The 25,597-nt window shown below is 38.8% G+C and carries 20 protein-coding genes; 8 read left to right on the top strand and 12 right to left on the bottom strand.

Annotated features, from left to right (window positions below):
* Positions 1 to 8: 8 nt before the first annotated feature.
* Positions 9 to 2,753 carry a GAP1-N2 domain-containing protein gene (locus HMPREF3208_RS06725; protein WP_064346714.1) on the top strand — a complete coding sequence of 915 codons (2,745 nt, stop codon included), beginning with the start codon at positions 9 to 11 and terminating at the stop codon, positions 2,751 to 2,753.
* Between the two features lie 31 nt (positions 2,754 to 2,784).
* Complete coding sequence (locus tag HMPREF3208_RS06730) at positions 2,785 to 3,567, top strand: hypothetical protein (RefSeq protein WP_196488940.1); 783 nt, start codon at positions 2,785 to 2,787, stop codon at positions 3,565 to 3,567.
* Between the two features lie 946 nt (positions 3,568 to 4,513).
* Here the strand turns inward: HMPREF3208_RS06730 and HMPREF3208_RS00565 are convergent.
* Positions 4,514 to 4,726, bottom strand: coding sequence for a hypothetical protein (locus HMPREF3208_RS00565; protein ID WP_016637595.1), 213 nt, complete (start codon positions 4,724 to 4,726; stop codon positions 4,514 to 4,516).
* A gap of 160 nt (positions 4,727 to 4,886) precedes the next feature.
* Between HMPREF3208_RS00565 and HMPREF3208_RS00570 the strand changes: the two genes are divergently transcribed.
* Complete coding sequence (locus tag HMPREF3208_RS00570) at positions 4,887 to 5,588, top strand: rhomboid family intramembrane serine protease (RefSeq protein ID WP_016637594.1); 702 nt, start codon at positions 4,887 to 4,889, stop codon at positions 5,586 to 5,588.
* A gap of 237 nt (positions 5,589 to 5,825) precedes the next feature.
* Here the strand turns inward: HMPREF3208_RS00570 and HMPREF3208_RS00575 are convergent, their stop codons facing one another.
* The gene (locus tag HMPREF3208_RS00575) at positions 5,826 to 7,475 is read right to left on the bottom strand and encodes a PASTA domain-containing protein (protein ID WP_016637593.1); all 1,650 of its coding nucleotides are present in this window, start codon (positions 7,473 to 7,475) and stop codon (positions 5,826 to 5,828) included.
* Positions 7,476 to 7,628: 153 nt separating this feature from the next.
* Here HMPREF3208_RS00575 and HMPREF3208_RS00580 point away from each other — a divergent pair, with 153 nt between their 5' ends.
* On the top strand, positions 7,629 to 8,957 hold the full coding sequence (locus HMPREF3208_RS00580; RefSeq protein WP_081091138.1) for a THUMP-like domain-containing protein: 1,329 nt from the start codon (positions 7,629 to 7,631) through the stop codon (positions 8,955 to 8,957).
* A 120-nt stretch (positions 8,958 to 9,077) separates the two neighbouring features.
* Here HMPREF3208_RS00580 and crgA read toward each other — a convergent pair whose 3' ends face one another.
* On the bottom strand, positions 9,078 to 9,470 hold the full coding sequence (gene crgA / locus HMPREF3208_RS00585) for a cell division protein CrgA (RefSeq protein WP_016637591.1): 393 nt from the start codon (positions 9,468 to 9,470) through the stop codon (positions 9,078 to 9,080).
* A 77-nt stretch (positions 9,471 to 9,547) separates the two neighbouring features.
* Here crgA and HMPREF3208_RS00590 point away from each other — a divergent pair, with 77 nt between their 5' ends.
* Both HMPREF3208_RS00590 and HMPREF3208_RS00595 read left to right on the top strand, forming a co-directional pair.
* A complete protein-coding gene (locus HMPREF3208_RS00590) occupies positions 9,548 to 10,342 on the top strand; it encodes a DUF881 domain-containing protein (protein WP_032814025.1) in 795 nt (264 codons plus the stop codon).
* Between the two features lie 6 nt (positions 10,343 to 10,348).
* Complete coding sequence (locus HMPREF3208_RS00595; protein ID WP_016637860.1) at positions 10,349 to 11,455, top strand: class E sortase; 1,107 nt, start codon at positions 10,349 to 10,351, stop codon at positions 11,453 to 11,455.
* A 378-nt stretch (positions 11,456 to 11,833) separates the two neighbouring features.
* Here the strand turns inward: HMPREF3208_RS00595 and pknB are convergent, their stop codons facing one another.
* Genes pknB through HMPREF3208_RS00630 form a run of 7 tightly spaced genes read right to left on the bottom strand, consistent with a single transcriptional unit; the run spans position 11,834 to position 20,661 of the window.
* Positions 11,834 to 13,846, bottom strand: a complete 2,013-nt coding sequence (gene pknB, locus HMPREF3208_RS00600; protein WP_016637588.1) for a Stk1 family PASTA domain-containing Ser/Thr kinase — start codon at positions 13,844 to 13,846, stop codon at positions 11,834 to 11,836.
* The gene (locus tag HMPREF3208_RS00605; RefSeq protein WP_016637587.1) at positions 13,843 to 14,805 is read right to left on the bottom strand and encodes a serine/threonine-protein kinase; all 963 of its coding nucleotides are present in this window, start codon (positions 14,803 to 14,805) and stop codon (positions 13,843 to 13,845) included. The genes pknB and HMPREF3208_RS00605 overlap by 4 nt, the downstream gene beginning before the upstream one ends.
* Entirely contained in the window at positions 14,802 to 16,268 is a 1,467-nt protein-coding gene (locus HMPREF3208_RS00610; RefSeq protein WP_064346721.1) for a peptidoglycan D,D-transpeptidase FtsI family protein, read from the bottom strand. Before HMPREF3208_RS00610 ends, HMPREF3208_RS00605 begins: the two co-directional genes overlap by 4 nt.
* Positions 16,261 to 17,736 carry an FtsW/RodA/SpoVE family cell cycle protein gene (locus HMPREF3208_RS00615; protein ID WP_064346724.1) on the bottom strand — a complete coding sequence of 492 codons (1,476 nt, stop codon included), beginning with the start codon at positions 17,734 to 17,736 and terminating at the stop codon, positions 16,261 to 16,263. The genes HMPREF3208_RS00610 and HMPREF3208_RS00615 overlap by 8 nt, the downstream gene beginning before the upstream one ends.
* Positions 17,733 to 19,388, bottom strand: coding sequence for a PP2C family protein-serine/threonine phosphatase (locus HMPREF3208_RS00620; protein WP_016637584.1), 1,656 nt, complete (start codon positions 19,386 to 19,388; stop codon positions 17,733 to 17,735). Before HMPREF3208_RS00620 ends, HMPREF3208_RS00615 begins: the two co-directional genes overlap by 4 nt.
* A gap of 4 nt (positions 19,389 to 19,392) precedes the next feature.
* Complete coding sequence (locus HMPREF3208_RS00625) at positions 19,393 to 19,926, bottom strand: FHA domain-containing protein FhaB/FipA (protein ID WP_016637583.1); 534 nt, start codon at positions 19,924 to 19,926, stop codon at positions 19,393 to 19,395.
* A 33-nt stretch (positions 19,927 to 19,959) separates the two neighbouring features.
* On the bottom strand, positions 19,960 to 20,661 hold the full coding sequence (locus HMPREF3208_RS00630; protein ID WP_016637582.1) for an FhaA domain-containing protein: 702 nt from the start codon (positions 20,659 to 20,661) through the stop codon (positions 19,960 to 19,962).
* A 154-nt stretch (positions 20,662 to 20,815) separates the two neighbouring features.
* On the opposite strand from HMPREF3208_RS00630, the gene HMPREF3208_RS00635 reads away from it, so the two are divergent.
* On the top strand, positions 20,816 to 21,550 hold the full coding sequence (locus HMPREF3208_RS00635; RefSeq protein ID WP_064346725.1) for a phosphatase PAP2 family protein: 735 nt from the start codon (positions 20,816 to 20,818) through the stop codon (positions 21,548 to 21,550).
* 34 nt (positions 21,551 to 21,584) lie between these two features.
* Positions 21,585 to 21,998 carry a large conductance mechanosensitive channel protein MscL gene (mscL, locus tag HMPREF3208_RS00640; protein WP_016637580.1) on the top strand — a complete coding sequence of 138 codons (414 nt, stop codon included), beginning with the start codon at positions 21,585 to 21,587 and terminating at the stop codon, positions 21,996 to 21,998.
* Between the two features lie 88 nt (positions 21,999 to 22,086).
* On the opposite strand, the gene HMPREF3208_RS00645 is transcribed toward mscL, so the two are convergent.
* Entirely contained in the window at positions 22,087 to 22,572 is a 486-nt protein-coding gene (locus HMPREF3208_RS00645) for a DUF3566 domain-containing protein (RefSeq protein WP_032814037.1), read from the bottom strand.
* A gap of 315 nt (positions 22,573 to 22,887) precedes the next feature.
* Complete coding sequence (gyrA, locus tag HMPREF3208_RS00650; RefSeq protein ID WP_064346727.1) at positions 22,888 to 25,542, bottom strand: DNA gyrase subunit A; 2,655 nt, start codon at positions 25,540 to 25,542, stop codon at positions 22,888 to 22,890.
* Positions 25,543 to 25,597 lie beyond the last annotated feature (55 nt).

A 25,597-nucleotide genomic window follows, 5' to 3' on the forward strand; every position in this document is an offset into this window, starting at 1 on the left:
GATAGAATATGAAGGCACAACAAGTTATTTATACCTCTTGTCGCCAAGGTATTGACGGATCAAATTCAGGTTTTCAAAACTATTCGTATTCACCTCGAATGAAACAATGGCTTGATAATGGTAACGCTATTGGTTCAATGCAGTCTTATCAGCCTCCTAGAGATGAGTCTCTTCCTATTCTTCCTTCTAAGGAAGAAGCGCAATCACTATATCCTCATGCACAATATTTTGGTATTATTGATGGGCCAGATAATCTTTATGGCTTATCTATGAATTCTTATATAGGTCGCGATTATCCTGAGGGCTCAGTCAGAGGCGGTAATTTTGTTAGTCACGTTTTAGCATTACCAGCATCGGATGTTGATACGTATCCATGTGCTTTTATCAACTCTAGTAGTTTTCTTCGTTGGATAGACGCAGAAACAGTAAGGAATCCAGAACGCCCTCAGCCGCTTGATGAAATCAATCTGCAGCCGAATGCTAGTGGGCATACGTTGGATGATATTTGTGAGTTTCTTGATGATGATAGTCATGCAGAGATGTATGCTCGCATGCTCACATGCCTACTTACACGCACAGAAGGTGGCTATCCGAAAAAAATTATTATCAATGATTCTGAGGAAAACTTCATTCTCTGGGTGAGCGCATTGGAATATGCTCTTACTGTACGTCAATCATTAGATTGGAGCTTCTCATTCTACGAATATAATCCTGCCAATGCTTCTGCTGATGTTATTCGTGCTACAGATTTTATGCAATGCAATTTGCATGATTCATTATTATCAGCACATTTCATATTTGATCCATCTAAAGAAGAAATGCCGCAACTCGATAATATTTCTGAAGATCTGGATAATTTTGTTGATTTTGTAGTGACTACGCTGCGATATAAAGTAACAGAAAATTTGATTTCATTCCGTGATTTTCTTAATAAGATATCATTCAAACATGTGGATTCCTCAGTTGCAACTGCATACACTCTGTACTCAATCATCAATAAAGCAACTTACATTAACGAACTGGATGCAAACCATATGGCTCAAGTATGCGACATACTGAAGAAGTACGCATGCGAAAGCCAATCTGTAGCATTCTTTACTGTTGCAGTTGATTGTATGAGCCAATGTCGTCTTAAGGATGGAACTCTTAACACATTAGTTACTGCATTAGCGAATGTAGTAGAAACAACCCCTTCACTTAATGATGCTCCAGAAACATTATTAAATATATTAATTGAAAAGTTTACACAGGTCGGAACTGAACAAGCAATTTACGAACAGATACATGCCTTGGCTGCACAAATATTCAAAGCTCCACGAAACGTGGATGCTGAATTATTCCGATCTATTGCGCAACTCCAATCTGCAAAATTGCAACTTACCAATAATCCGAAACCATCATGGAACGCTTATGCATACGCATCCATGACTGCAGCAGCATTGTGCGCTAATAAGCCAACTAACATTCCAAAAGGCGTACTTGGCTCTGCAATGTTATCTTGCTTTGATAACATTACTACTTCTACCACGAAAAAAGTTATTACTACGCTTGTAAATGCCACTAATGCAACACAAAGCGTAGAATTATATCAGCATATTATTCGCAGCTTACATGCTGATTTAGATTTATCTATTATGTTCGATCTACTTATTCTCGAACAAGATGATAGAAATCGCGAACTCAGCAAGGCAACGACAAATCATTTACTAAATGCATATTTACAAACAAATAACATTCGCGTCGCTTGCCTTCAATCATTAGTTGATATTAACGCAGATATCGCGTGCAATTTCATTACACAACTAAGTCAATACGAACAAACTAATGTGTTAGAATATGCAAATTGGCTTGCTAACACTTGTAATCAACTTCCTGCAGCTTTTGTTAAAGAATACGGTCAATACTTCGCACAAACAACTTGGGAACTACCGCACGAAGATCTAGTAACTTCAAAAAAACTACTACAAATATTAGCAAATATTCCTGGTGTTTCTGATGAGTGGAGTATCACCGCTCTTGAACAAATAACACAACAATTAAGTATTATTCAAACTCAGATACCTACTGACATACTGAATTGGATGCTTAAAATATTCACATACTTCAAGGTGGAAACGCCTACTAAACTTATATTGCTGGCACATCTTAAGCTAGTGGAACAGGCTTGTAACGAAGCTCACAAGAATCCTCTTTCTGCAGAATTGCGAACCATGTGTAAACAAATACAGCTGCAATCTCGCACGCTTCCTCTTAATCAAACTACACCACAGTTTAATCAATATCTGTCCATGATAAGTCAAAATGTGGCAAGCGTGATATTTATCAACGAGTACTGTACTGACTTGCAATCATATGCTGTACCTCAACATTTGAAATCATGCCTTGTCTCCTGCGTCTTAAAACTTATTGTCGAAGATGAAAACTTTGAGAATAGTTTGCTATTGCTTGCTATCGATGCCAGCTTAATTAATAAAGAAAATCTATTCTCAACTCAACAACTAGCAGGATTCTTTGCTAAGCATCTTATTAGCAAAAAAGTTAAATCATCTCATGTTGTTAAATTCTGCCAAAATTCTGCTCATATGAAGAAGATTATGCAACGATATACTAAATTACAAAAAGGGTCATTCCCTGCCAAGACTTTTGATGAAATTATGTCTAAAATTGTTCAAAATCTTGAGAAGTATGAGAAGGAAAATCCAACATTCTTCACTAGCGTTAAGAATTTCTTTGGCAATAACAAACAAAAATAAATCTTTATGAGTAAATTGAAAGAGGCTTACGATGTCCGATTTTTGGCAAGATGAATCAGAAAATGATGAGAATACATCAAACAATAATCCTTTCGGAAGTGGTAGTCCATACGGAGCAGGATCTACGGGTTCTGGCTCTGGCTCTGGCTCCGGCTCTGGTTCTGGCTCCGGCTCCGGCTCTGGCTCTGGTTCTGGCTCCGGCTCTGGCTCCGGTAGTAGCAGCACTACATTTACCAAATCATTACTCTCAACGAACAATGAAATCAGTTTCGTTTCTCTCATTATTGCAATGATAACCATTTTTGCACAACTTGTTGCATATCATTACACTACATTAATACCCAAAGCAGTAAATGACAGCACATGGTCTTCTTTACTGCCACATAATATGTACTTATCGGGAATAAATCCTAGATGGGCTCTTTCTTGGCTTCGATCGCAAAAAATAACACAATTCGGCATAACAGCACCGCTGTACCTTTACAATGCAATTACACTACTTATACTGTTTCTCATCATGTACCTAGCAGTAGTGTATATGCCTCGAATATTTACTCGTTCTTCAAAAATTCGTGTTACTATCTGCTATGCCACAACATTTATTGCAATATATATCATACTTATGGCGTTTACTAGTGGCATAGAATCTAATTGGTGCATACTTATTACTGTTCTTCTGTATCTAACCTGTTTGATAACAAGACTAGCTCAAGACTTCTTTGAAAAGAGTAAATTCTTAGGTGTATTCTTCTGGATTTGTCAAATACTTCTTATTACTTACACAAGTTTGTCACTATTACTATTGTATTGCTAGTCTTACTTGCAATAACCTAAAGTAGGTTTTATCCACACGCCATTTTAAGCTAAAAGTGAGAGTACTTTTGACATTATATTTCAAGAATTTGCTTCTCTTTGTTGCATTATGCACCTCGCTTAACACTGAATGCCAACAGAAAATTAGTCAAAGTCTTCTCACTTATTTAGCTGCGTAATATTATCTGTCATTCAATTTTTTATTTCTTTGAATAAAAAATGTTTACAATTATTACTGTACAGAATATACGCGTGTCTCTGCTCGTATTATTTACCCACTGCTTTTGCAGTCGCTTGTTTTATATCACTAATGAACAACACAATGGAGCCTACACTCCTATACATACCGATTCACACGCATATTCTATTAATCAGTAGTATTAACATTTACAGCACGAAAACAAAAAGTACCCGGAAAAGCAATAAGATTAATATGCTTATTATTTTTTCATTCCCATTTTTGCATTTTCAATCAACAAATTCCTTCAACTGGAATTTGTTGATTGAATCAATTCACACAATAGTATTACCTTTCTCTATTTATCTGCTTAACTTTGCAATATTTACAGGAATTGCAGCACTATCTATTTTGTCATTAATGTCGAATCACTTTTAAGAAATTTGGTACATACTTGTTGCAATGTTTTATTTACGCCGCTATTACAAATATCATAACTATTACAAGCAGTAACTTACTAATTGCAGGTATCAGTAGCTAGAATCTTGCTTTTATTCTGCTCACACTTATTATATGAATGACTATTTATTTAGAACTGCTGGTTTTATTAGTAGGTTGTTATCAAAATGCGTGGTTATATATATCAGGGTTATTCCTCGAATATCTAAAAATAAGTATCAAAATAAAAGGGTGACATTCGCATTCATAGTGCAAATGTCACCCTCTATACGATTACGAACACTAAGTGTAGGAATCTTGACTACCCTTACTAAGCTTCAGTTGAATCAGTAACCTCAGCTTCTTCCTTATCCGTCTTTTCAACACCTAAATCAATTGGTGAAGAACTGTTCTCCCATGGCTCTTCCCATGGGTCATAATCAGGATTGTGCTGCTTATACACATACAACGCAGCAATACCTGCGAGCAGTGCTCCGAAGAGCAGTGCAAAGAACTTCCAACCGCCAGAGGATCTGTTCTCCATGATGGCTCCTTTCGGGTTAAGCTGACCTGCTCGTCCAAGTCAACGATTTACATAGCGTTTTGTCGCTTACCCACTATCATAGTTGCTTTTCTTCAGAGTTGCATCTTTTTAAGTAATGTTATTGATTAAATTTGTGAAGTAAAACCGATACTATAAAGATATGCATAATTTGGATATAAAAAATCTTTGGAACCGTATAAAGCTTCGTTGCAATACCACTACTGCAATTTTAGTATATGCATGCGTTTTTGTGTGGATTGTAGAAATGGTACTGCATTTTACAGCGCCAAACACTTATTCAACACTTATTGAATATACCGCTTTTGCGCCTATAACGGCACTACAAACACCTTGGACTTGGTTTACTTCAATGTTTTTCCATGCGCCGAATATTACTCATATTTTCTTTAATATGTTATGTCTTTGGACACTAGGAGATGAATTAGAACGATTCTTTGGCAAGTGGAAGTTCTTTGGCTTGTATGTAATTTCCGGGTTAGGTGGCGATGTTGCAGACATTATATGGTGTAAACTCACCAACAATTGGTTTGTTGCTTCATACGGTGCTTCAGGTGCCATTATGGGACTTATCGGCGCACTTCTCGTAGCTCAGTGGCGTTTAGGCGAGAATATGCGAGGTACATTAATTTGGATTGTTATTACACTTGCTATGCCACTGATTGTTCCTAATATTGCTTGGCAAGCACATGTTGGAGGATTAATTGCTGGAACTGCTATCGCTGCACTTCTTGGTACACAAAATCCTCTTTTACAAAAATTCTCTTTCAACATGCGCTTTTTAGTTTATTTTGCGTTATTATTTGGTATTTTCAGCGCATGTGCAATATTTTGTCTTGCATGATTAGCTTAAGCAAATTACATGTATGTAGTTTTCCACTACTGTGCGCAGACATGTGGATAAGTTGGGTATAAGCTGCTAACAACTACTCAAGTTATCCACATAGTTACACACAAACGTTGATAACTTGCACCTTTTCAAGTCTGTGTATAAGTGCACAAGAGTTATCCACAATTACGTTTTTATGTGAATTAACTCTCGAAAAGCGCAGAAACATACCTAGAAAAACAATCTATTCTACTATTTTTCTGGCAATCTATTCCAATCAAAAGGCTGTTCAACTAAGTAGTACGCATTATCGTCATCAGGCGCAGGTGCAAACTTCACAGGCTTAGTCTTATATGATGGAATAAATGGATTTAGGAAAGGATCTATAGATTTACCAAACTTAATAGGTTCTTCAGTTTTCTTGTATAACTTGGGATCTCTACGCAAAATAAACGGCCTATCCATATTTGGCTTATTTTTTCCCATTCCTTGGAAGTATCCGTCTTTTTCTAATTTGATTAAATCAGCCCCTACAGGGACAAGAAGATAAAAATCAGCCATTCTAAAACTTAAACCGTGATTGTAGCCAGGATTGTTCACAAGCGTATCGAGATAGTCATAACTGTAATCACCAGTTTTATAGAGTTTACCGTTCACGCATTTATCACCGGTAATATCGTCAAATTCAGAATTACCACAGAATGTTTCAAAACCTCCGCGATACAGTTCTACAGCCCCTGTATCTCCATAAATAAGATGATTCCTCATATAATTTTCTTCGCGCGGAGGGTAATTAACACTGCACCCAATAACATTCTGATTAACATGACACATATGCAATTCATTGTTTAAATTCAGGCCTGTATAAGTGCTCGCATTGTCAGCCTTTCGCATGTTAATATAATCTTTTTCATGCGACCCGTATAAATTCAAAATCTTATAATCAGGATCTTGCGGATTAAACGGCTCTAAACGAAAATCAAGACAATCTCCAGAATTCGTGCACCATAAACCAGCAAAACTATCTAGTTTCATAGCATCCATCAAAATATGGTCGTCGTAAGTATCTGAAGATTCAGTAAACAAAGATTGTCCTGCACCAACACCGTAATAAAGAGTAATGGAATCACTAGTAGTTTCAGTTCCTAACGCAGGATCTGAATCAACTATTTTATACATATTATTACGAGAAGAAAGTCGTTCTTTCATTTCAACATTTTTGAATCCTCGACTCTTCAATAAATCCTCAGCCTTGGCAAAATCCATGCCGTACAAATCAGCTGGAACACCTTTACCTTCAATGCCGACTAAAACATGAATAGTGCGATCAGTAGACTCATTAATTGAACTTCCAGGCTGAGGCTCAGTTCCAATTACCGTACCCGGATTAATAGCAGTTGCAGTATGCACTTTTACTGGAACGTTCATCTTTTTTAATTCGCGCACAGCATCTTCTGGCTTCAATTTAGTAATATCATCCGGAACTCCAGGCCCTAACGATTCATACACAGTTATTCTCGAAGAAGGTGATATTTTTTCGCCTTCTTTCATTCCTTTAATAGAGAGAATTTCACCTTTATTTTTTGCGGAGAATTTTTTAACTACTTTTACAGCAGCTCCTGATGACGATAGTTTCTCAATGATTTGTTGAGCATTTCCTTCGTTCAAAGAAGAAATAACATTTTTCTGCGAATACAAATAATAGAAAATTCCAACCACAACAAGAACTACGATAACAAAACTAGAAATGCTATAAGCGATTACTTTTTTATAAGATTTTTTAGAATTATTAGATTGAACAAATTGATTTTCTAATTTGTCTTCTTCAACAGGAGTTCCACAATTATCGCAAAACTTACTATTTTCAGAAAGCTGATTACCACATTTAATACAAAATCGCATTGTTCCTTCTTCAACTGTTTAACCATTTAGCGAAAATCGAGTAAAAATTTTGTGACTACGCTATCTCTCTAAAATTTATTCTAATTACTATTAATCTGAAGAACAAGCGCTTATTCACTTAACACTTTATGTTTAGTATGCAAACACATCCATATGTTACGTAAGAATAAGATTATGCTTTCTGAGTTACATGCACCTTGTGAAATTTCTTGCGCAACGCCTCAAACACTTGCCTTTATAAAAGAAAATGCGAAATCAAATCCAAATAATGCAGCTCTTAAAGCACCACGTAACGCAGGAATTGATGTTCCTTTTGCAGTAAATCAAATCGCAGGTAAACAAATAGCACAGCAAAAACTGCCAAAATGGGCTTCCTGCGAAGAGATTATATATCCGGCACATATATCTATGGAACAATGCTCTTCGCAAGCCACAGCGCAATATAAGGCTAATATTGCGCAAAAATTACTTAGTGAGCTACGTGAAGAAAATACCAATACTCCTCGTACTCTTGTTGATCTTACAGGTGGATTTGGCGTCGATTGTGCAATAATGGCTGAGGTTTTTGATTCTGCAATATGCATTGAACAACAAACTGAACTTTCTAGCATAGCGCAACATAACATGAAATCTTTGGGACTTTCACATGTTGCATGCTATAACAACAACAGTCTTGACGCACTGAACCACATTTCCAACGTAACGATGATATATGTTGACCCAGCTCGCAGGAATACACAGGGCGCACGCACGTACGCTATCGAAGATTGCACACCAAATGTATTAGAACTTAAAAATCAGTTACTTCAAAAAGCACAAATTGTTATGATTAAGCTTTCTCCAATGCTCGACTGGCATAAAACAGTCAGTGATTTTGGTGGAAACGTTACGGAAGTGCATATTGTTGCGCATAATAACGAATGCAAAGAACTACTGCTCATTATTGATGCGCATATTCATAACCAACTTTCAATACACTGCGTAAACGACAATCAGCGCACCACTATTAAAGCGTTCTACGATACCGTAACCAAGCAAGTCTCAACGCGTGCCGCACAATCATGCGACAGCACTGAAACCAGGCAGAGCAACGACTTACGCAATTGGCAACAATGGGCACAGTACGTTTACGAACCAAACGCAGCAGTTATGAAAGCTGGATGCTTTGAATACTTAGAAGAACAATACAAGATCCAGGAAATTGGCCCTAACAGCCACATTTGCATTGCTCACGATTATTACGCTGATTTTCCGGGGAAAGTATGGAAAATTGAGAGCACGTGTAGTATGAACAAGCGCGACATAAAGCAAACGCTTAGCAATCTTACTCACGCAAATATTGTTACACGAAACTTTCCTATGCCAGCGGAAGTGCTGAAGAAACGTTTGCACTTACAGGACGGCGGAAATATTAGGCTTATTGCAACAACCGACAGCAATAAAAATCACGTGATTATTCGCGCAGGTTCCGTACAGCAATAATAGCGCGACACCAAATTCGCATATCGTAACTTTTCGTAACAATAAAAAAGTAGCCGCACGAAATGTGCAGCTACTTTAATAGCATTATTCTTAAATTCGCGTATGCAGTACGTAATTGTATTAACGCCACCACATGGTCATTAAGAAACCAATCATAATGACAACCAGCGCAATCAATAAATTCCATGCTCCAATACCAGGGATTGGTAGCATAGGATTTAGGTAATACACAACAGCCCACACTAAGCCAATAACCATCAAAGTGCAGAACAGTGGTACAAACCATGCAGCGTTAGCTTTCGTGCCCTTAATACTTTCTTCAACACGTCTCCTATTTTCTGCCTGACGCTGCATCATATGCTGAATCTGAGGGGAAAGTGAGGCTTTATCCGCAGTAGCATTTAATACAGCTTCAACTTCTTCCATAGGAACGCCATAAGTATTCTCATTCGACGTATCGCTCGTCTTTGCAGCGTCGTCAGCTGCAGTCGTGTGCAATGTTTCGTCAGCCATAACTGTAACTCTCCAATCAATCGGCTACACGCTATAATAGTGGTTACACTCGAACGCGTGAAGAATGAAGGTAAAATATGGCGAAAAGAACTGGAAAACATCGCGCTCAACGCTCGTTGTTGAGTAGTTTTGCTTTCGCTTTTGCAATATTTCTTACTGGATACTTGTTTGTCACTAATTTACGCGTCAATCGTTCATCTTTTGTTACCTCCAACACAAGTCAAATGATTGAAAGTAACTCACAACGCACAAAATCTTTACGAGAAGACATTAAATCTTTAGATTCTAAAATAACTTTGCTCAATAAGACACTGGGCAGCAATACTAATGAAAGCAAAAAATCTTCGGATACAGGAAGTAATACTGTACTCCCAAAGCTTGAAGGACCAGGTCTTGTCGTAACACTGAACGACTCTCCCTTATGGAAAGGTGCCGTCAATGGTTCTGGAACATCTACAAATATTAATGATTATGTGATTCACCAGCAAGATATTGAAGCCGTGGTTAATGCTTTATGGCGTGGAGGCGCAGAAGCTATGACCATACAGGATCAACGTGTATTGTTTAATTCCGCAGTAATTTGTATTGGCAATGTGCTTATGCTACAAGGTCATCAGTACTCGCCACCATATAAGATATCTGCTATTGGTCCAATAGATAGTATGATTGATGCACTTAATAGTTCACCAGCCATACACACCTACAAGGAGTATGTAAGTTCGTTTGGATTAGGTTGGAAAGTGGAAAGAAAAGAAACATTACGCTTTCCCGAAGCATCCGCCGTATTACAACCGTTACGGTATGCAACGGTAACCAAAAATCAAATACATGATATTATGTCTCAAGACTTTCGTACATCAATAAAGGAGTAGCGTATTATGCAGTCTGCTGACACGCAGGAAAGTGATACGAAGAGCAGCAGCTCTAACTTCTGGTGGCAAGCTGCTGGAGTTGTAGGCGAAATTTTAATCGCTTTCGCAGTTGTTTGTGCACTATACATTGCGTGGCAAATGTGGTGGACCGGAGCTCAAGCTGAGCATACTCAAGTAGAAGCTCGCCAAGAAACATCATGGAAAAATCCGAGGACTGGAGATAAAACCAAGATTGCTCTGCCACAAATTGGTGAGCCACCAAAATTAGATAAGCCGAAACCTGAAGGACTCGTAGCCCGTTTGTATATACCTCGCTTTGGTAATCAGTGGGAACGCAATGTTGTAGAAGGCACATCACTCGACATTCTCAGCAAGCGTGGACTCGGTCACTATACAGCGACACAGTTACCTGGAGAGATGGGCAACTTCGCCGTTGCTGGTCACCGTAATGGGTACGGTCAACCACTTGGCGATGTTGATTTACTCAAACCTGGCGACGCTGTAGTGGTACGTACTAAAGATTATTGGTATGTTTATAAGTACACTTCTTATAAGATTGTTACTCCGGATCATGGTGAAGTGATTGCACCAAATCCTGAACATCCAAACGAGAAACCAACGAAACGTATGCTTACGCTTACTACTTGCGAACCAAAATATACTACCGCAACACATCGCTGGATTAGTTATGCAAAGTTTTCATATTGGGCAAAGATTAGCGATGGTATTCCAAAAGAACTTTCTACTATTGATGACAATGGAAAAGTAAAGTTCATTAATAATGAACAACAATCTTTAGCTTCTCATCTTTCTTCATTAGTTCCAGTTATGGCTGTTATCGTCGTGCTGTATGTCGCCATTTTTGCTGCAGGAGCAATTGCATGGCAATGGCCAGAACTTCGTGCCATCCATGCTGGAGTAAAAAAGAAGCCTGATGCAAGCATTTTTGGTGGTATTTTACGCATACAACCAGGTATCACAGCGATTCGTTGGATTCTTTCGATTCTGATTTATCTCTTCATTGTATCAGCACTATTCCAGTGGATTTTCCCATGGGCCGCATCTACAGTTCCATTCCTCCAACAGATGTCCAATTACACAACAACCATTTGATATCTGATTTAGGATGTAGTTTTATGGTCCATACTCATAATTGAAAACTCGCAAAATAGAACACATAAAGAGGCGATGGCATAATTACCATCGTCTCTTTGCGTATGGAAGTCTTATAAAAACATGTAAAATCCACTGCGAAGATATGAATCATAATCAACGCATTTGGGCATAGTAACAAACTATACAATCAGTTATTAAGATATCTTAAAACGCTCTTTTACGTACCATTACGCATAAGCAATTGTTTATGATGCAGATATTGTTTTGAACAGAATATTATTACAACAAACTATATGAGCTTGCTTATCAATATGCTGCTTACGTTGCATACCAAGTAACGCAAGCAGCATATTAGTATAATGATGATGAGATTATCTACTTCTGATTGTCCAGATCAGTAGAACTACTACTAGAACGTGTAATAAGCGTAATAGTCGCACCTTTTTCTATCTTATTGCCAGCATCTTCAGACATGCTCATAACAACATCATCATCTTTAGCCATAGAATCAGAAACTACTCTGAATCCTTTTGCTTCAAGTATCTTCTTTGCTTGTTTAAAAGTAATCGTGCCAAGATCAATACTTGGAACTTCTACCTTTGGAGAGCCTTGAGATACATATACGGTAATAGAACTATGAGGTTTAACTGACGTTCCCGAAGCAGGATTTAAACGCGTTACAGAATCTTCTGGAACACTATCTGAATCTTCCTTAACAATATCCGCAGTAAAACCAAGATTCTGCAGTTGAGTTACTACAATATCCTTACTCTGGCCAACTAAACCATCAGGAATTTTTGTTAAGCCAGATGCAATATACAGCGTAATTAATGTACCTTTGTCTGCAAAAGAATCTGCGTCTGGATCCGTACGTGTTACATGATCTTTCTTTACATTAGCACTATCTTCAACTCGAACGTTAGCAATCTTAAATCCAGCATGCTCGAGTATTTTGCGAGCAGCATCCTGCGATTTACCACTGACATCCGGAACACGCGTTGACTGCGGACCTACTGAGAACCACACAGTTACTTTAGATCCAGATGCAACATGTTCACCTCCACGTGGAGACTGTTTAGTGAAAGTTCCTTCTGGCTGTGAAGACTTATCATCTTCACGAATATCAGGAACTAATCCTAATGCACGCAATTTCTCACGAGCAGCATCCTGTGTTGTTGTCTCCATAAATGTTGGAACTACAACATCTCCAGCCATACGACTGCGATTAAGCATAAAAAGAACACCTAATAATACGAGTAGTGCCACTAATACTCCAACAATAGAGCTAATCACTACACGTTTACGCCGCTTCGCTTGCATCGTTGCTCGTTGTGCCGCACGTGTGCTCGGTGCGAAAGCTGCAGCATTCGATGTTTCAACTTGACCAGTAATAGGATTGAAAGATTGCGTTGCTGCAACATCTGTTGCACTCATAGCCGCGGTAGCAGCAGTCTGTTCAGCTTGCTTGCGAGCCTTCATATTAGCTAAATCTGTGAGAGGATTAAAAGCCGCAGCAACAGGCACTCCACCATTCATGAATGCTAAAATATCATTTTTAAATTCTGCTGCTGTTGAGTAACGATTTTGACGATCTTTAGCCATTGCTTTAGCACAAATTTTATCCCACATCACAGGTATGCCTGGAACTAATGTGCTAAGCGGAGTTGCAACTTCAGACACATGTTGGTATGCAATAGCTACAGCAGAATCACCTGTAAACGGTGGACGACCTGTTAACATTTCATACAGCACGCAACCAGCAGAATACAAATCAGAACGCATATCAACTTGCTCACCACGAGCTTGTTCTGGTGACAAGTATTGCGCAGTACCTACTACTCCTTGTGATTGCGTCATTGTTGTTGCAGAATCGTCAAGAGCACGAGCAATGCCAAAATCCATCACTTTTACCAAGCCTTGTTCAGAAATCATAATATTTCCAGGCTTAATATCACGGTGAATAATGCCCATGTGATGAGAATATTCCAAAGCATTAAGCACACCGAGCATAACTTGTTCAGCATCACGTTGACTTAAAGCACCATTCATTTTAAGAATGTCACGTAACGTTTTACCTTTAATATATTCCATTACTAAATATGGAAGTCGTTCCTCCATACCATTTTCTGCCGTAACGGACTCTTCTCCAGAATCATAAATATTCACTATGTTCGGATTATTCATTTGCGCAATAGCATGCGCTTCCCTACGGAATCGCGAAAGAAAAATCTCATCATTCGCTAAGTCGGAACGCATAATTTTCACAGCAACTGTACGACCCAAACGCTTATCAACTGCAACGCGCACTTCAGCCATACCGCCGCGACCGATAAGCTCTCCTAATTCGTATCTGCCATTCGCTAATGAGGTGGGCATCGTGGTATTCATTGCTGCTCCTTGCGATTATTGATATTAAAGATACTAATAATATTAACTTGATTCTGCGGCATACTTTTAATACATCTTATATGCCGTGAATGAGTTGGAAGTATTCCTGTTGTGTTATTGAAAGTTGTTTCTTGATCAAGTAATCTACGCTCAATACGAGATAGAACTTTTGATACTACTAACGCGTCACTTGGACGATCTTTCGGATCTTTCGCAAGCATGGACATAACAAACTGTCGCAATTGCAGATCAATACTCTCCGGCAAAGGTGGCACTGGATCATTCACATGTGCTGCAGCAATATCAACTGGAGTTGCACCAGTGAATGGTCTATGTCCACATAATCCTTCATACGCTACCACACCTAAAGAGTAAATATCAGATTGTGCAGTAGCCTGTTCACCTTGTGCTTGTTCTGGTGAAATGTATTGCGCAGTGCCGACTACCATACCATCTTGTGTAATCTGCTCCTGATCATTGGAATAAGACACGCCAAAATCTGTAATTTTTACATTCCCGGTTTCAGAAACCATAATATTTGCTGGTTTTACATCTCTATGAATAACACCATGTGAATGCGCTACAAAAAGTCCTCGCGCTGTTTGAATAAGAATAGGTAACAAACGAGTTGGCTCAATAATTTTCTCTTTATGATATAAATCAGCTAATGATTTACTCGGCACATATTCCATAATGAGGAACCCAATGCCATCATGCTCATAATAATCAAATAATGCAGCAATATTAGGGTGCGCAAGATTAGCTGAATTGTGTGCTTCAGCGCGGAGACGACGCAACTTTGCTTCTACATTCGCTGTATCTGTGCGCAAAGCTTTAATCGCCACAATTCGACCTAGTTGAATATCAAAGCCTTTCCAAACTTCTCCCATACCACCTTGAGCAAGGCGACTATCCAGTCGATAACGGTGATGAACTAATTGTCCTTCAACGAGTTTCATTGTGTAAGCGCCTCCTTCATCACTTGTCGCATAATTGGCCCCGCAGCATAACTACCAAATGTACTGGTATTGTGTACTACTACTGCTATAGCTATTTTAGGATCTTCTGCTGGAGCAAATCCAATAACCCAACCATTTGCTGCCTGATTATGCGTTCCAATCTGCGCAGTACCAGTTTTTACAGCAACGTGAATATTTGGTAAAGCGAGATTTGGATTTTCTTTTGTTACTACAGCTTGCATCATAGCTGATAGTTTTGTTGCACTATCACTACTCATAACTTGATTAAGGATCGTTGGTTTTGTCTGCGATAGCACAGATAAATCACTTGATCTTACACAATCAACAAGTGTAGGCTTCATAAGCGTACCATTATTAGCAATAGCCGCAGCAATCATAGCATTTTGCAGTGGAGTTACCTTCGCATCACCTTGACCGATTGATTCTAAAGCAAGTCGATCAGGAGTTGGTTTCAGTGAAAATGTAGAACCTACAGAACGTAACGGAAAACCAGTGTAATCTGATCCATCAACCGGTAATGAATCAAAGAAACCAAACTTTTTTGCTTGTTTTATAATTGCATCAGAACCTAGCGTATTGCCTAATTGAGCAAAAGCAGTATTAGACGAATAAGCTAAAGCATCTTCAAATGAGATTTTACCGTTATTACCATTAGCCTGTGCTTCAACATTAGTCAAAGCAACGCTTGTTCCAGGAAGTGTATAACTTGCTCCGGCAGGAATCAATGTATCCGGTTGATATTTCCCAGATTCCAATGCCGCTGCAGCAACAACTGTCTTAAACGTAGAACCAGGAGCATACAGTTCAGAAACAGTACGATTAAGCATTGGATTTGACGCATCCGAAGTTATTTGTTCATAAGACTTATTGACGGCATTAATATCATGAAGAGCTAAAGCATTAGGATCATAACTAGGAGTACTTACCATGGCGCGGATTCTGCCAGTTTTTGGTTCAATCGCAACTAAAGCAGCATCTTTATCTTTCAATAAGTTATAAGCAAGATTTTGTAAACGCGCATCAATTGACGTTTCAATAGAAGCACCGCGATTAGTTGCACCAGTAAACAGTGATTTAAATCGCTGCCAAAACAGCGCATCTGATTCTCCACTTAATAAACTATTACGCGAAGCTTCAATACCACGATCAGCACGCTGACTGATAGAAAAATAACCAGTAATTGGAGCATATACCGGACCATTAGCATAGTGACGTTGATAAACAAACGCATCCTTAGATGGATCAGATTTTGCTATAACAGTTCCATCTGCTGTGAGAATTGAACCACGAGGAGCACCAAATTCATGATACAAAGCTCTACGATTGCGAGGATCAGCATTTAAAGCATTAGCATTAATAGATGTAATAACAGTACTTGAAATACCAAGAATAATAAAAAGTATTAATACTGCAACAAAAAGCTCTCTCAAACTCTTATTCATCACTGTCACCTCGATTAACTAAAGGATTGACAGTTGGAACACTAACAATGCTATCTTTTTCAATATTATTATTATCAACAGATGCAGTGCGAGCACGTTCTTGCAATTCACGTTCACGCAATGCCGCTAACGCTTCATATTGGAAAGTGTCAGAAACCGGCAATGATTCTGGTTTATTTGCAGCATGAGAAATAACAATCAGCAAAGCAGCAAGCAAATAATTAGCTACTAAGGAGGATCCACCGGCAGCCATATATGGCAAAGTCAAACCAGTTAGAGGAATTACTAAAGTAATACCACCAACAACAGTAAATACTTGAAAAGCCATAGTAAAAACAAGACCTGATGCTAACAACTTACCAAAACCATCTTTAATTTTCATGGCGGTAATCATACCAGAAGTAATAATAATTAAATACAAAACTAATACAGCAAGAAGTCCTGTAAGACCAAGCTCTTCACCAATAGAAGCATAAATAAAATCGGAATTAGCTAATGGTGTAAGTGAAGGATGTCCTTGACCTAAACCTGTTCCTATAGTACCTCCAGCAGCTAAACCAAATAAACCAGATACAATCTGCGCAGACCCACCAGGAAAACGATTATATATAGCATTATCAAATGGGTGAAGCCACGCATCAACACGATACTGCACATGTGCAAATAATTTTACTGCGACCAAGCAGCCTACAACAAATGCTATACCACCAACAGCTAGCCAACCTCTGCGTCCTGTTGCAACATACAGCATTGACACAAACATAGCGAAGAACATCAATGATGTACCAAGATCATGCTGCACTACAAGCACGCCCATTGACACAGCCCACACTAACGCAATAGGACCAGTATCTCGTAGTCGAGGTAAATGAAAACCTAAAACCTTATTACCACCTACAGCAAGTCGATCCCGGTGATTAAATAAATATGCCGCAAAGAAAAATGCAAGGAAAAGCTTAGCAAATTCACCCGGTTGAACAGTATGGCTACCAAAACCAACCCAAATTCTTGCTCCACCAATCTCTTTACCAAAACCTGGAATCATAGGTGAAAGCAATAATACTAAACCTATAACCATGCTAACATATGAAAAACGACGCAATATACGATAATCGTTAAGAATAATTACAAAAATAATAGATAAGATGAGTGCAATGCACACCCATACCATTTGTTTCATAGCAACATGAGTGTTATTCTGCCGATCAATTCGCGCAATAAGAACTGTACCAATTGCAGTCAACAGCATAATACATGGTAAAATGGCTTGACTTGCATAAGGTTGTTTAACGAGAAGAACACCCCAAAACACTAAGAATAACGCCATAACAATAAGTAGCATTGCTGTGTAACTAGCAGACACATATCCATCTATACGAAAGAACATTTGCAAAAATGCCATTCCAGAAAGTAGTGTTGCAAAAAGAAGTAATGCTATCTGTCGAATACGCGTAGCAATAAGATTCATGATTTTTTACCCTTCTGCTCCGCATTATTCTTTTCTTTATTTTTATTGGCTACGCTATTTTGTTTACTACGACTCTTTTCTTGTGCCCTCGCGTGCATTTCTCTACGAATAAGAGCAGCATGACCACGAGCTTCTGCTAAATTACTAAAGCTAATGCCTTCTTTTAATTGTTCTTGCCATGATTTATCAAGATTTTTTACCTTAATATCCGTAGTTTCTACTTCATGAGATAAAGCTACACCAAAAATATTTGTTGGCACTCCTTGGTAAATAACTACCCTATTATTACTCCTGCCAATGTAATATTGCGTTTGCGTCCAAGCGTATACTCCATAAGCTGCACCAACAACAATGATCAATCCAAGTAATATTCCCAGAGCAGTTCCTATGCGAGTCCACCTACGCCTTAAAGAATGAGCACGATGTTCTTCATCCTGTTCGTGTTTCATAGCACGAGCAACATCTGGATCATGAGGATCTGTAGAAACATGACCATTCTTTTTGGTAACTACAGGAATTTCATTTGTATCAGCCGTGTGCAATTCTCCTGATTCTTCGCGAAGATGTGAAGGTTGCACTATTCTTGCCGCCGGAATTGCTTCTTCGTGAATAGTAGAAGCATTATCTTCATCTTGTACGAGTTTAGCAGCACGCTGAGCTGGCGAATTTTTATCTTCACGTAATACAGGCGTTGAAGATACTGCCTTATTAACAATATCTGCAATAGATTCAAGATCCTTACCTGCAGCACCGCCGATGAGTGGCGTTTGATGAGGCAAATCAAACGCATCAGCATCCAACGCAAGTGTGGCATCAGCAATAACTGCCGTAGCATTATCAGTACTTCCAGCACGAAGTGCCATAGCTACTAACTTTTGAGCACATTCTTCCTGATTGGAAACGGTACTCATAACATCTTGAATAGTAGAATCTTCGAGTACTCCACATACTCCATCTGAGCATAACAACCAGCGGTCAGAAGGATGAGCTGCTCTCACAGCAATATCTGGACGCGGATCGATATCAAAATCACCTAACACTCGCATAACAACATTACGTTGAGGATGGTTACGAGCTTCTTCTGGAGTAATATGACCGGTATCAATCAAATGTTGTACATAACTATGATCAGTAGTCATACGTATGAGACGATTATCACGAAGTAAATATGCTCGGGAATCTCCTAAATGTGCTAAAACCCAGTATCCTCGAACAAGAGTTACCGCTGTAACAGTTGTACCCATTCCAGCAAGACGGCGCTCACGTTTAGCTTTGCCAACAATCGCATCATGCGCAGCCATAATCGATGTTTCCATCATTGAAGATACTGCTTTTACATCATGCGGACGTGAATCTTGCTCAATATGAGCGAGAGATCGGATAGCAATAGTGGAAGCTGTGTCGCCTCCTGCATGACCACCCATACCGTCACAAATAGCAGCTAAATGTTCACCAGCAAATGCAGAATCTTGATTATTACTGCGTACAGTTCCAACATCACTCACTGCAGTAGCATACATAAATAATACTTTTTCAACAGATTCTACAGGAGCTGCTGGCTTATTATCTTGAACATGAGAAGATACTACTTCTTCAATACTACTAGTAGCAGTTCGTACTTTTTCTTCATCATTTGAATTGATCTGTACCATATTGCTACCTCAATTCAAACATTGTTGCACCAATTCGCACTGAAGTGCGTGGAGTTAATACAACAGGCTCAGTAACACGAATATGACCAATCATAGTGCCATTAGTGCTACCTAAATCTTCAAGAACCCACGCATGAACCGCTTGATTAAAATAAACGCGAGCATGATGAGAAGACACAAACTCGTCGTTTAATACTACCGTATTAGAAGCTGAACGACCCAACGTAACACCAGCAGCATTTAAAGGAAACGAGGAACCAGCTAAAGGTCCATCAATAACAACTAGTAAAGTTGGTTCATCTCCCGAACTTTCAGTTGCTGCAGATTCTAATGGCGCAGGAGATACTTGTTTTTGTGAAGACTGTTCAGTAGCTACATCGTGAGACGCACGTCGAGACTTCTTCCAAAAATGCTTTTTTTTAGGACTAAAAACCTCAATATCACGTCTTAATGAGCGAATAGCGCACCATACAAAAAACCAAAGCAAAGCTAAAAAGCTATACTTCAATATTGCAAACGTTAATTCAGTAAACATCATGCGCTTTATCGTCTCCTCAATCAGAAATACTTACTACTCCTGCTCTTGAGACGATGCCCAATAGAGAATACGCGTACGTCCAATAGTGATAGTATTACCATCAACCAATGTTGCTGCAGGCACTTGGTGACCTTCTACATAGGTACCATTTGTAGATCCAAGATCTCGAGCAATAACACCATCAGGCGTAATATCAATACCAAGATGGTGACGAGAAATACCAGGATCATCAATAACAATATCGCAACCAGATCCACGACCTAGAATTGTGCGATCTTTAGTAAGCAAATACTGATTGCCATTAATTTCAAGCATTGGATGATTCTGCTGCTGATCATCAGTAGTAACAGGAACTGCATTACCTTGAACAGATTCGGAAGTTAAATGGAAATTGCCTTTTGTAAGCTCCAAATCCTCTTCAAAAATAACAACTACCGGACCAACAAAAGCATAATGCTGACTTTTAGCATATTGCGTAAGATTATCAGCAAGCTCATTAGCTAATGCTTCACTACCCCACTGCTCAATATGGTCAAAATCTGGAGTACTTAATTTAAAACGATATTCATTCGGTGCCACGGTGTGATCGCGACCAATAGGCATCGCTTCAGCATCAATTTCACGTTCCAAAGCACTCGAAAAATCAACTGGCTGTAAATCTTTGGAGCCGAATTTTGCGAAGACGCCGTTCATTGCACCTTCCACGCTCTTCTCAAATCGGTCAAACACGCTCATGGTAAACCCTTTCTATCTGTTCAACATAGTACTCGCCCCAAGTACTGTGTTCAACTTGCACACACTATATCTTGCTATATTTTTCTTATTTATCTATATCATTCCATAAGTATTGGCGTGCATTTGCATCATGCTAAGTGTAATCTTAACAAGTATGATGCAGAAAAATAACAGTAATCATAGCGTATTATCACTATTCGCACGCAATACCACTACATTTTTTATATTATTACTTGCAGTTGTTATTCCTTGCTTGGGTAAAGCATTCCTTATTGATGGTAAAGAACGCGCTTATGAAGCATCTATTGTTGCTTGGTTTCATAATAGCGCTCCAGTTTCAATACTTTATTGCTCTAAAATTTTAGCTATTATTTTTTCCACTAAAGGGTGTTTAGTAATACTTGCACTACTTACTATTCTTTCCTTGTATATAGGTAAAAATTGGAAGCTCACTTGTATTCAGCTTTTCATTTCATTAATACCTATGATTTATATTTTCGCAGTAAAATTTGCAGTTCATCGTCCACGACCATATATTGGCTTACACATTAAAGTACCATCTGATCCAAGTTTTCCTAGTGGTCATACTTCAGCCGCAGTTGCAATTTGTGTCATGACAATGCTCATTATTTATGTTGTCAAACCATCTATTATTCAGCTTGGTTTACTTTTTAGTGCAATATTGGTTGTTATTGTTGCTATTTCTCGTCTTATTGTTGCAGCACATTTTCCTACAGACGTATTAACTGCTGCGATTATATATCCATTGCTTTCAATGAGCATATTGCGATCATGCCAACATCATCACTTATATATCGATCACAGAAAAGACAATGGATATATTGGCAAAAAATCTACTCAAAGCAGTACTACAACAACTCATAAGTAAACTTTTATAACAGTAGAAGCAAAGGAAGTTTTTTATGATTCGAGGATTTAAAAAATTTATTCTACGCGGCAGTGTTATTGATATGGCTGTCGGTGTCGTAATGGGCAGCGCAGTCACTGCTGTAGTAACAGCAATCGTAAAACATATTATTAATCCTCTTATTGCCATGATTTGTGGAAAACCAGAGCTTGATGGCGTATTAACTATAACCATGAATAGTGCCACTATCTCTTTCGGTGCAGTAATTGGAGCTTTACTTAATTTCCTTATTGTTGCCACTGCAGTATATTTCTGCATTGTTGTTCCTATTAATAAATTACGTGAAATTGGTGCAGATTTATTACAAATAGAGCATGAAAAAACAGAGGAAGAGAAACGCAAAGAACGTGAAGAAAAAACTATTCAACTTTTGCAAGATATTCGCAATGAACTAGTAGAACGCCGTTAATAACTAAGTTTTCTTCAAAAAAAAATTCCCGTTAATATGTAATAATTAACGGGAATTTTTATATGCATAACGTGTGATATTAATTCTTCTAATCATCACCTAAAGTAATATGAATACCGCCAACTAATGAACCAACAACATTATAGAGTAAAGCAATTATTGCAGATAATATTGTTAAAATCACAATTTCTACAATAGAAAAAATAGTGACAGCACTAAGTACAGTTGGTAAAGAAAATACGTCAGCGAGATTGAATCCATTACTGTCCAAACCAGTAGACGATACAATCTGTGTTACCTGATCAAAAACACCAACCATATTCAAGAACAACCATACCAAACCAGCAGCAATAACTTGAATAATACCACCAGCAACACTCAGCAAAAACGTAACTTTTGCAACCGACCATGCATCAACTCGCACTAAAGAAAGACTCATACGACGAGCACGAGGTATGTGATTTGATTTTTGAGATTGACTGGTAGGAGCTGAAGCAACACCACCAATAGTTCGACGTGAAGTATGAACATTACCACTTACTCGACCTGATGCTGATGATGTATTTCGAGTCATATTATTTAAAGAAGAAACATGATATTCATCACCAGCATTAGTATTCTCTTTCAAAGAATAATCAGCCGATTCCGAAGGAACTATCTTTTCTGCATATGTTTCTGTTTCATGCGGTAAAAACATGGCAGATTTCTCATTCATATTCATTGGATTTTGCGATGGCTCAAAATTTTCGCTCATCTCAGTGTTCCTTCTCTTACTATATTCGTTATAATCAGTGTCATTATATCAATGAGAGTACCAATAAAAACAGACTATAAACGTTTATCATGGTACTCTCATCAATATAGTAAAAAATATTTTTATTTCTTACTCTTATTCACCACTATGCGTAAATTCTTGAACTTCTTCATTCGATGAAGTTGCTTCACTTTCATCTATTTTATTCTCATTATCTTCAGTTTCTTCATTACGAGCAATAGAAATAATTTCATCACCCTTGTCTGGCTTAGCTAAAGTCACGCCTTGAGTAGTCCTGCCTGTACGCTTCACTTCATTAACATCAGAACGAATTACCTTACCGGACTTCATAATTGCCATAACTTGATCTGTTTCTTCAACAATCAAAGCACCCACTAAAGAACCACGTCCTTCTGCAAGTTGTACAGCTTTCACACCATAACCATTTCTTCCTTGCAAACGATACTCTTCAATAGCGGTACGCTTAGCAAAACCTTCGTTCGTCACGACAAGAAGATCTTTACTGGTTTCAGCGGCAACAACATCCATGTCGAGTAGTTCGTCGCCTTCTCTAAATCGCATGCCTTGAACGCCTGCAGTTTGACGTCCCATTGGTCGAAGCTGCTCATCATCAGCTCTAAACTTCAAACTCATTCCAAGCTTAGAAACGAGAATAATGTCATCTTCTGGATTGCATAAAGCTGCACCAATAAGCTCATCGACAGGTTCACCTGTTTCTTCATTAGCCATCAATCGTACTGCAATCAAACCACCTTGACGTGGAGAATCATACTCTTGTAATGCAGTTTTCTTAACTTTTCCAGAGCGTGTCGCCAAAACCAAATATTTAGCAACATCATAATTTGGAATTGATAACACTGCTTGTATTGTTTCTCCAGGAGCAAACTGAAGCAAATTAGCAACATGTTGACCTTTAGAATCGCGAGATCCTTCTGGAAGCTCATACGCTTTCAGACGATATACTCGACCACGATTAGTAAAGAACAACAACCAATTGTGTGTAGAAGTTAAGAAGAAGTGATCAACTACATCATCTTCACGCAATTTAGCGCCTTTAATGCCTTTACCACCACGATGCTGCGCACGATACTCATCTGCTTTCGTGCGCTTAATATAACCTGCGCGAGTTACGGTTACAACAACGTTTTCTTCAGCAATAAGATCTTCAACATTCATTTCACCAGAGAATGGAAGAATCTTCGTTCTACGTTCATCACCATACTTAGCAACAATTTCATCAAGCTCATCGCCAACAATTTTGCGCTGACGTTCTGGACTTGCCAAAATATCGTTATAGTCAGCAATCTTGCGCATCAAATCTTCATGCTCGTCGAGAATCTTCTGACGTTCCAAAGCTGCAAGTCTACGAAGCTGCATTGCAAGAATAGCATCGGCTTGTACTCCATCAACATCAAGCAAATTCATCAAACCAGTGCGAGCTGTTTCAACATCTTTAGATGAACGAATCAAAGCCACAACTTCATCAATCATATCCAAAGCCTTCAAATAGCCTTGCAAAATATGATCACGCTCTTCAGCTTCACGCTTTAAATAACGCGTACGACGATCAATAACTTCAAGCTGGTGATTTACCCAGTGACGAATAAACGCATCTAAACTCAAAGTACGTGGAACACCATCAACCAAAGCAAGCATATTTGCGCCAAAAGTTTGCTGCAATTGTGAATGCTTATACAAGTTATTTAAAACAACTTTTGGAACAGCATCACGCTTAAGAACAAGAACCAAACGCTGACCAGTACGACCAGAAGTTTCGTCGCGCATATCTGCAATGCCTTGAATCTTGCCATCGCGCACAGCCTCCCTAATTGAAGCCGCTAAGCGATCAGGATTTACCTGGTATGGAAGCTCAGTAACAACCAAGCACATACGACCCTTAATTTCCTCAGTATTAACTACTGCTCGCATGGTAATCAAGCCGCGACCTGTACGGTATGCTTGCTCAATTCCCTTGTGACCCAAAATGGTTGCTCCAGTAGGGAAATCAGGTCCTTTAATTCGCTGAATTAAAGCTTCAAGTAGCTCTTCTTTGCTTGCATCCGGATGTTCCAAAGCCCAGTGCACACCATCAGCCACTTCACGCATATTATGAGGTGGAATATTAGTTGCCATACCAACAGCAATACCAGCAGAACCATTCACTAAAAGATTCGGGAATCTTGCTGGAAGAACTGTAGGCTCTTGCGTTTTACCATCATAATTTGGTAGGAAATCAACGGTATCTTTATCAATATCTCGTACCATTTCCATAGCCAAAGGTGCCATACGGCATTCTGTATAACGCATTGCTGCTGCAGGATCATCGCCAGGAGAGCCAAAGTTACCTTGTCCATCAACAAGCATATAGCGCATAGACCAAGATTGAGCCATACGCACCAACGTGTCATAGATAGCAGAATCACCATGAGGGTGATACTTACCCATAACATCACCAACAACACGAGAGCACTTATTGTATCCACGATCAGGCCTATAACCACCGTCATACATTGCGTAAATAACGCGACGGTGAACAGGCTTCAAACCATCTCGAACATCCGGTAAAGCACGTTCAATAATAACGGATAATGCATAAGCCAAATAAGATTCACGCATTTCCTGCTGCAAATCCATGTGCTTTACGCGAGCACCCTTCATTAAACCATAATCAGTATTATCTGATTCTTGAGGGCTTTGTGGTTCCATTGAACCATCTGGCAGTTGATCTCGTTCTTCGCCATCATTAGCGGCATTTATTTCGTCTACCACTGCAATTCCTTTGTATTCTTATAGCTTACTAACGTTTTATGTCTTCTAGTGTCAT

Origin of the sequence: Gardnerella vaginalis, from assembly GCF_001546485.1 — a bacterium.
GTDB classification, from domain to species: domain Bacteria; phylum Actinomycetota; class Actinomycetes; order Actinomycetales; family Bifidobacteriaceae; genus Bifidobacterium; species Bifidobacterium vaginale_D.

Excerpts from the sequence above, each read along its gene's own strand:
- HMPREF3208_RS06725 (WP_064346714.1), top strand. The coding sequence starts at position 9 with ATGAAGGCACAACAAGTTATTTATACCTCTTGTCGCCAAGGTATTGAC.
- HMPREF3208_RS06730 (WP_196488940.1), top strand. The coding sequence starts at position 2,785 with ATGTCCGATTTTTGGCAAGATGAATCAGAAAATGATGAGAATACATCA.
- HMPREF3208_RS00565 (WP_016637595.1), bottom strand. The coding sequence starts at position 4,726 with ATGGAGAACAGATCCTCTGGCGGTTGGAAGTTCTTTGCACTGCTCTTC.
- HMPREF3208_RS00570 (WP_016637594.1), top strand. The coding sequence starts at position 4,887 with ATGCATAATTTGGATATAAAAAATCTTTGGAACCGTATAAAGCTTCGT.
- HMPREF3208_RS00575 (WP_016637593.1), bottom strand. The coding sequence starts at position 7,475 with ATGCGATTTTGTATTAAATGTGGTAATCAGCTTTCTGAAAATAGTAAG.
- HMPREF3208_RS00580 (WP_081091138.1), top strand. The coding sequence starts at position 7,629 with ATGTTACGTAAGAATAAGATTATGCTTTCTGAGTTACATGCACCTTGT.
- crgA (WP_016637591.1), bottom strand. The coding sequence starts at position 9,470 with ATGGCTGACGAAACATTGCACACGACTGCAGCTGACGACGCTGCAAAG.
- HMPREF3208_RS00590 (WP_032814025.1), top strand. The coding sequence starts at position 9,548 with ATGGCGAAAAGAACTGGAAAACATCGCGCTCAACGCTCGTTGTTGAGT.
- HMPREF3208_RS00595 (WP_016637860.1), top strand. The coding sequence starts at position 10,349 with ATGCAGTCTGCTGACACGCAGGAAAGTGATACGAAGAGCAGCAGCTCT.
- pknB (WP_016637588.1), bottom strand. The coding sequence starts at position 13,846 with ATGAATACCACGATGCCCACCTCATTAGCGAATGGCAGATACGAATTA.
- HMPREF3208_RS00605 (WP_016637587.1), bottom strand. The coding sequence starts at position 14,805 with ATGAAACTCGTTGAAGGACAATTAGTTCATCACCGTTATCGACTGGAT.
- HMPREF3208_RS00610 (WP_064346721.1), bottom strand. The coding sequence starts at position 16,268 with ATGAATAAGAGTTTGAGAGAGCTTTTTGTTGCAGTATTAATACTTTTT.
- HMPREF3208_RS00615 (WP_064346724.1), bottom strand. The coding sequence starts at position 17,736 with ATGAATCTTATTGCTACGCGTATTCGACAGATAGCATTACTTCTTTTT.
- HMPREF3208_RS00620 (WP_016637584.1), bottom strand. The coding sequence starts at position 19,388 with ATGGTACAGATCAATTCAAATGATGAAGAAAAAGTACGAACTGCTACT.
- HMPREF3208_RS00625 (WP_016637583.1), bottom strand. The coding sequence starts at position 19,926 with ATGATGTTTACTGAATTAACGTTTGCAATATTGAAGTATAGCTTTTTA.
- HMPREF3208_RS00630 (WP_016637582.1), bottom strand. The coding sequence starts at position 20,661 with ATGAGCGTGTTTGACCGATTTGAGAAGAGCGTGGAAGGTGCAATGAAC.
- HMPREF3208_RS00635 (WP_064346725.1), top strand. The coding sequence starts at position 20,816 with ATGATGCAGAAAAATAACAGTAATCATAGCGTATTATCACTATTCGCA.
- mscL (WP_016637580.1), top strand. The coding sequence starts at position 21,585 with ATGATTCGAGGATTTAAAAAATTTATTCTACGCGGCAGTGTTATTGAT.
- HMPREF3208_RS00645 (WP_032814037.1), bottom strand. The coding sequence starts at position 22,572 with ATGACTCGAAATACATCATCAGCATCAGGTCGAGTAAGTGGTAATGTT.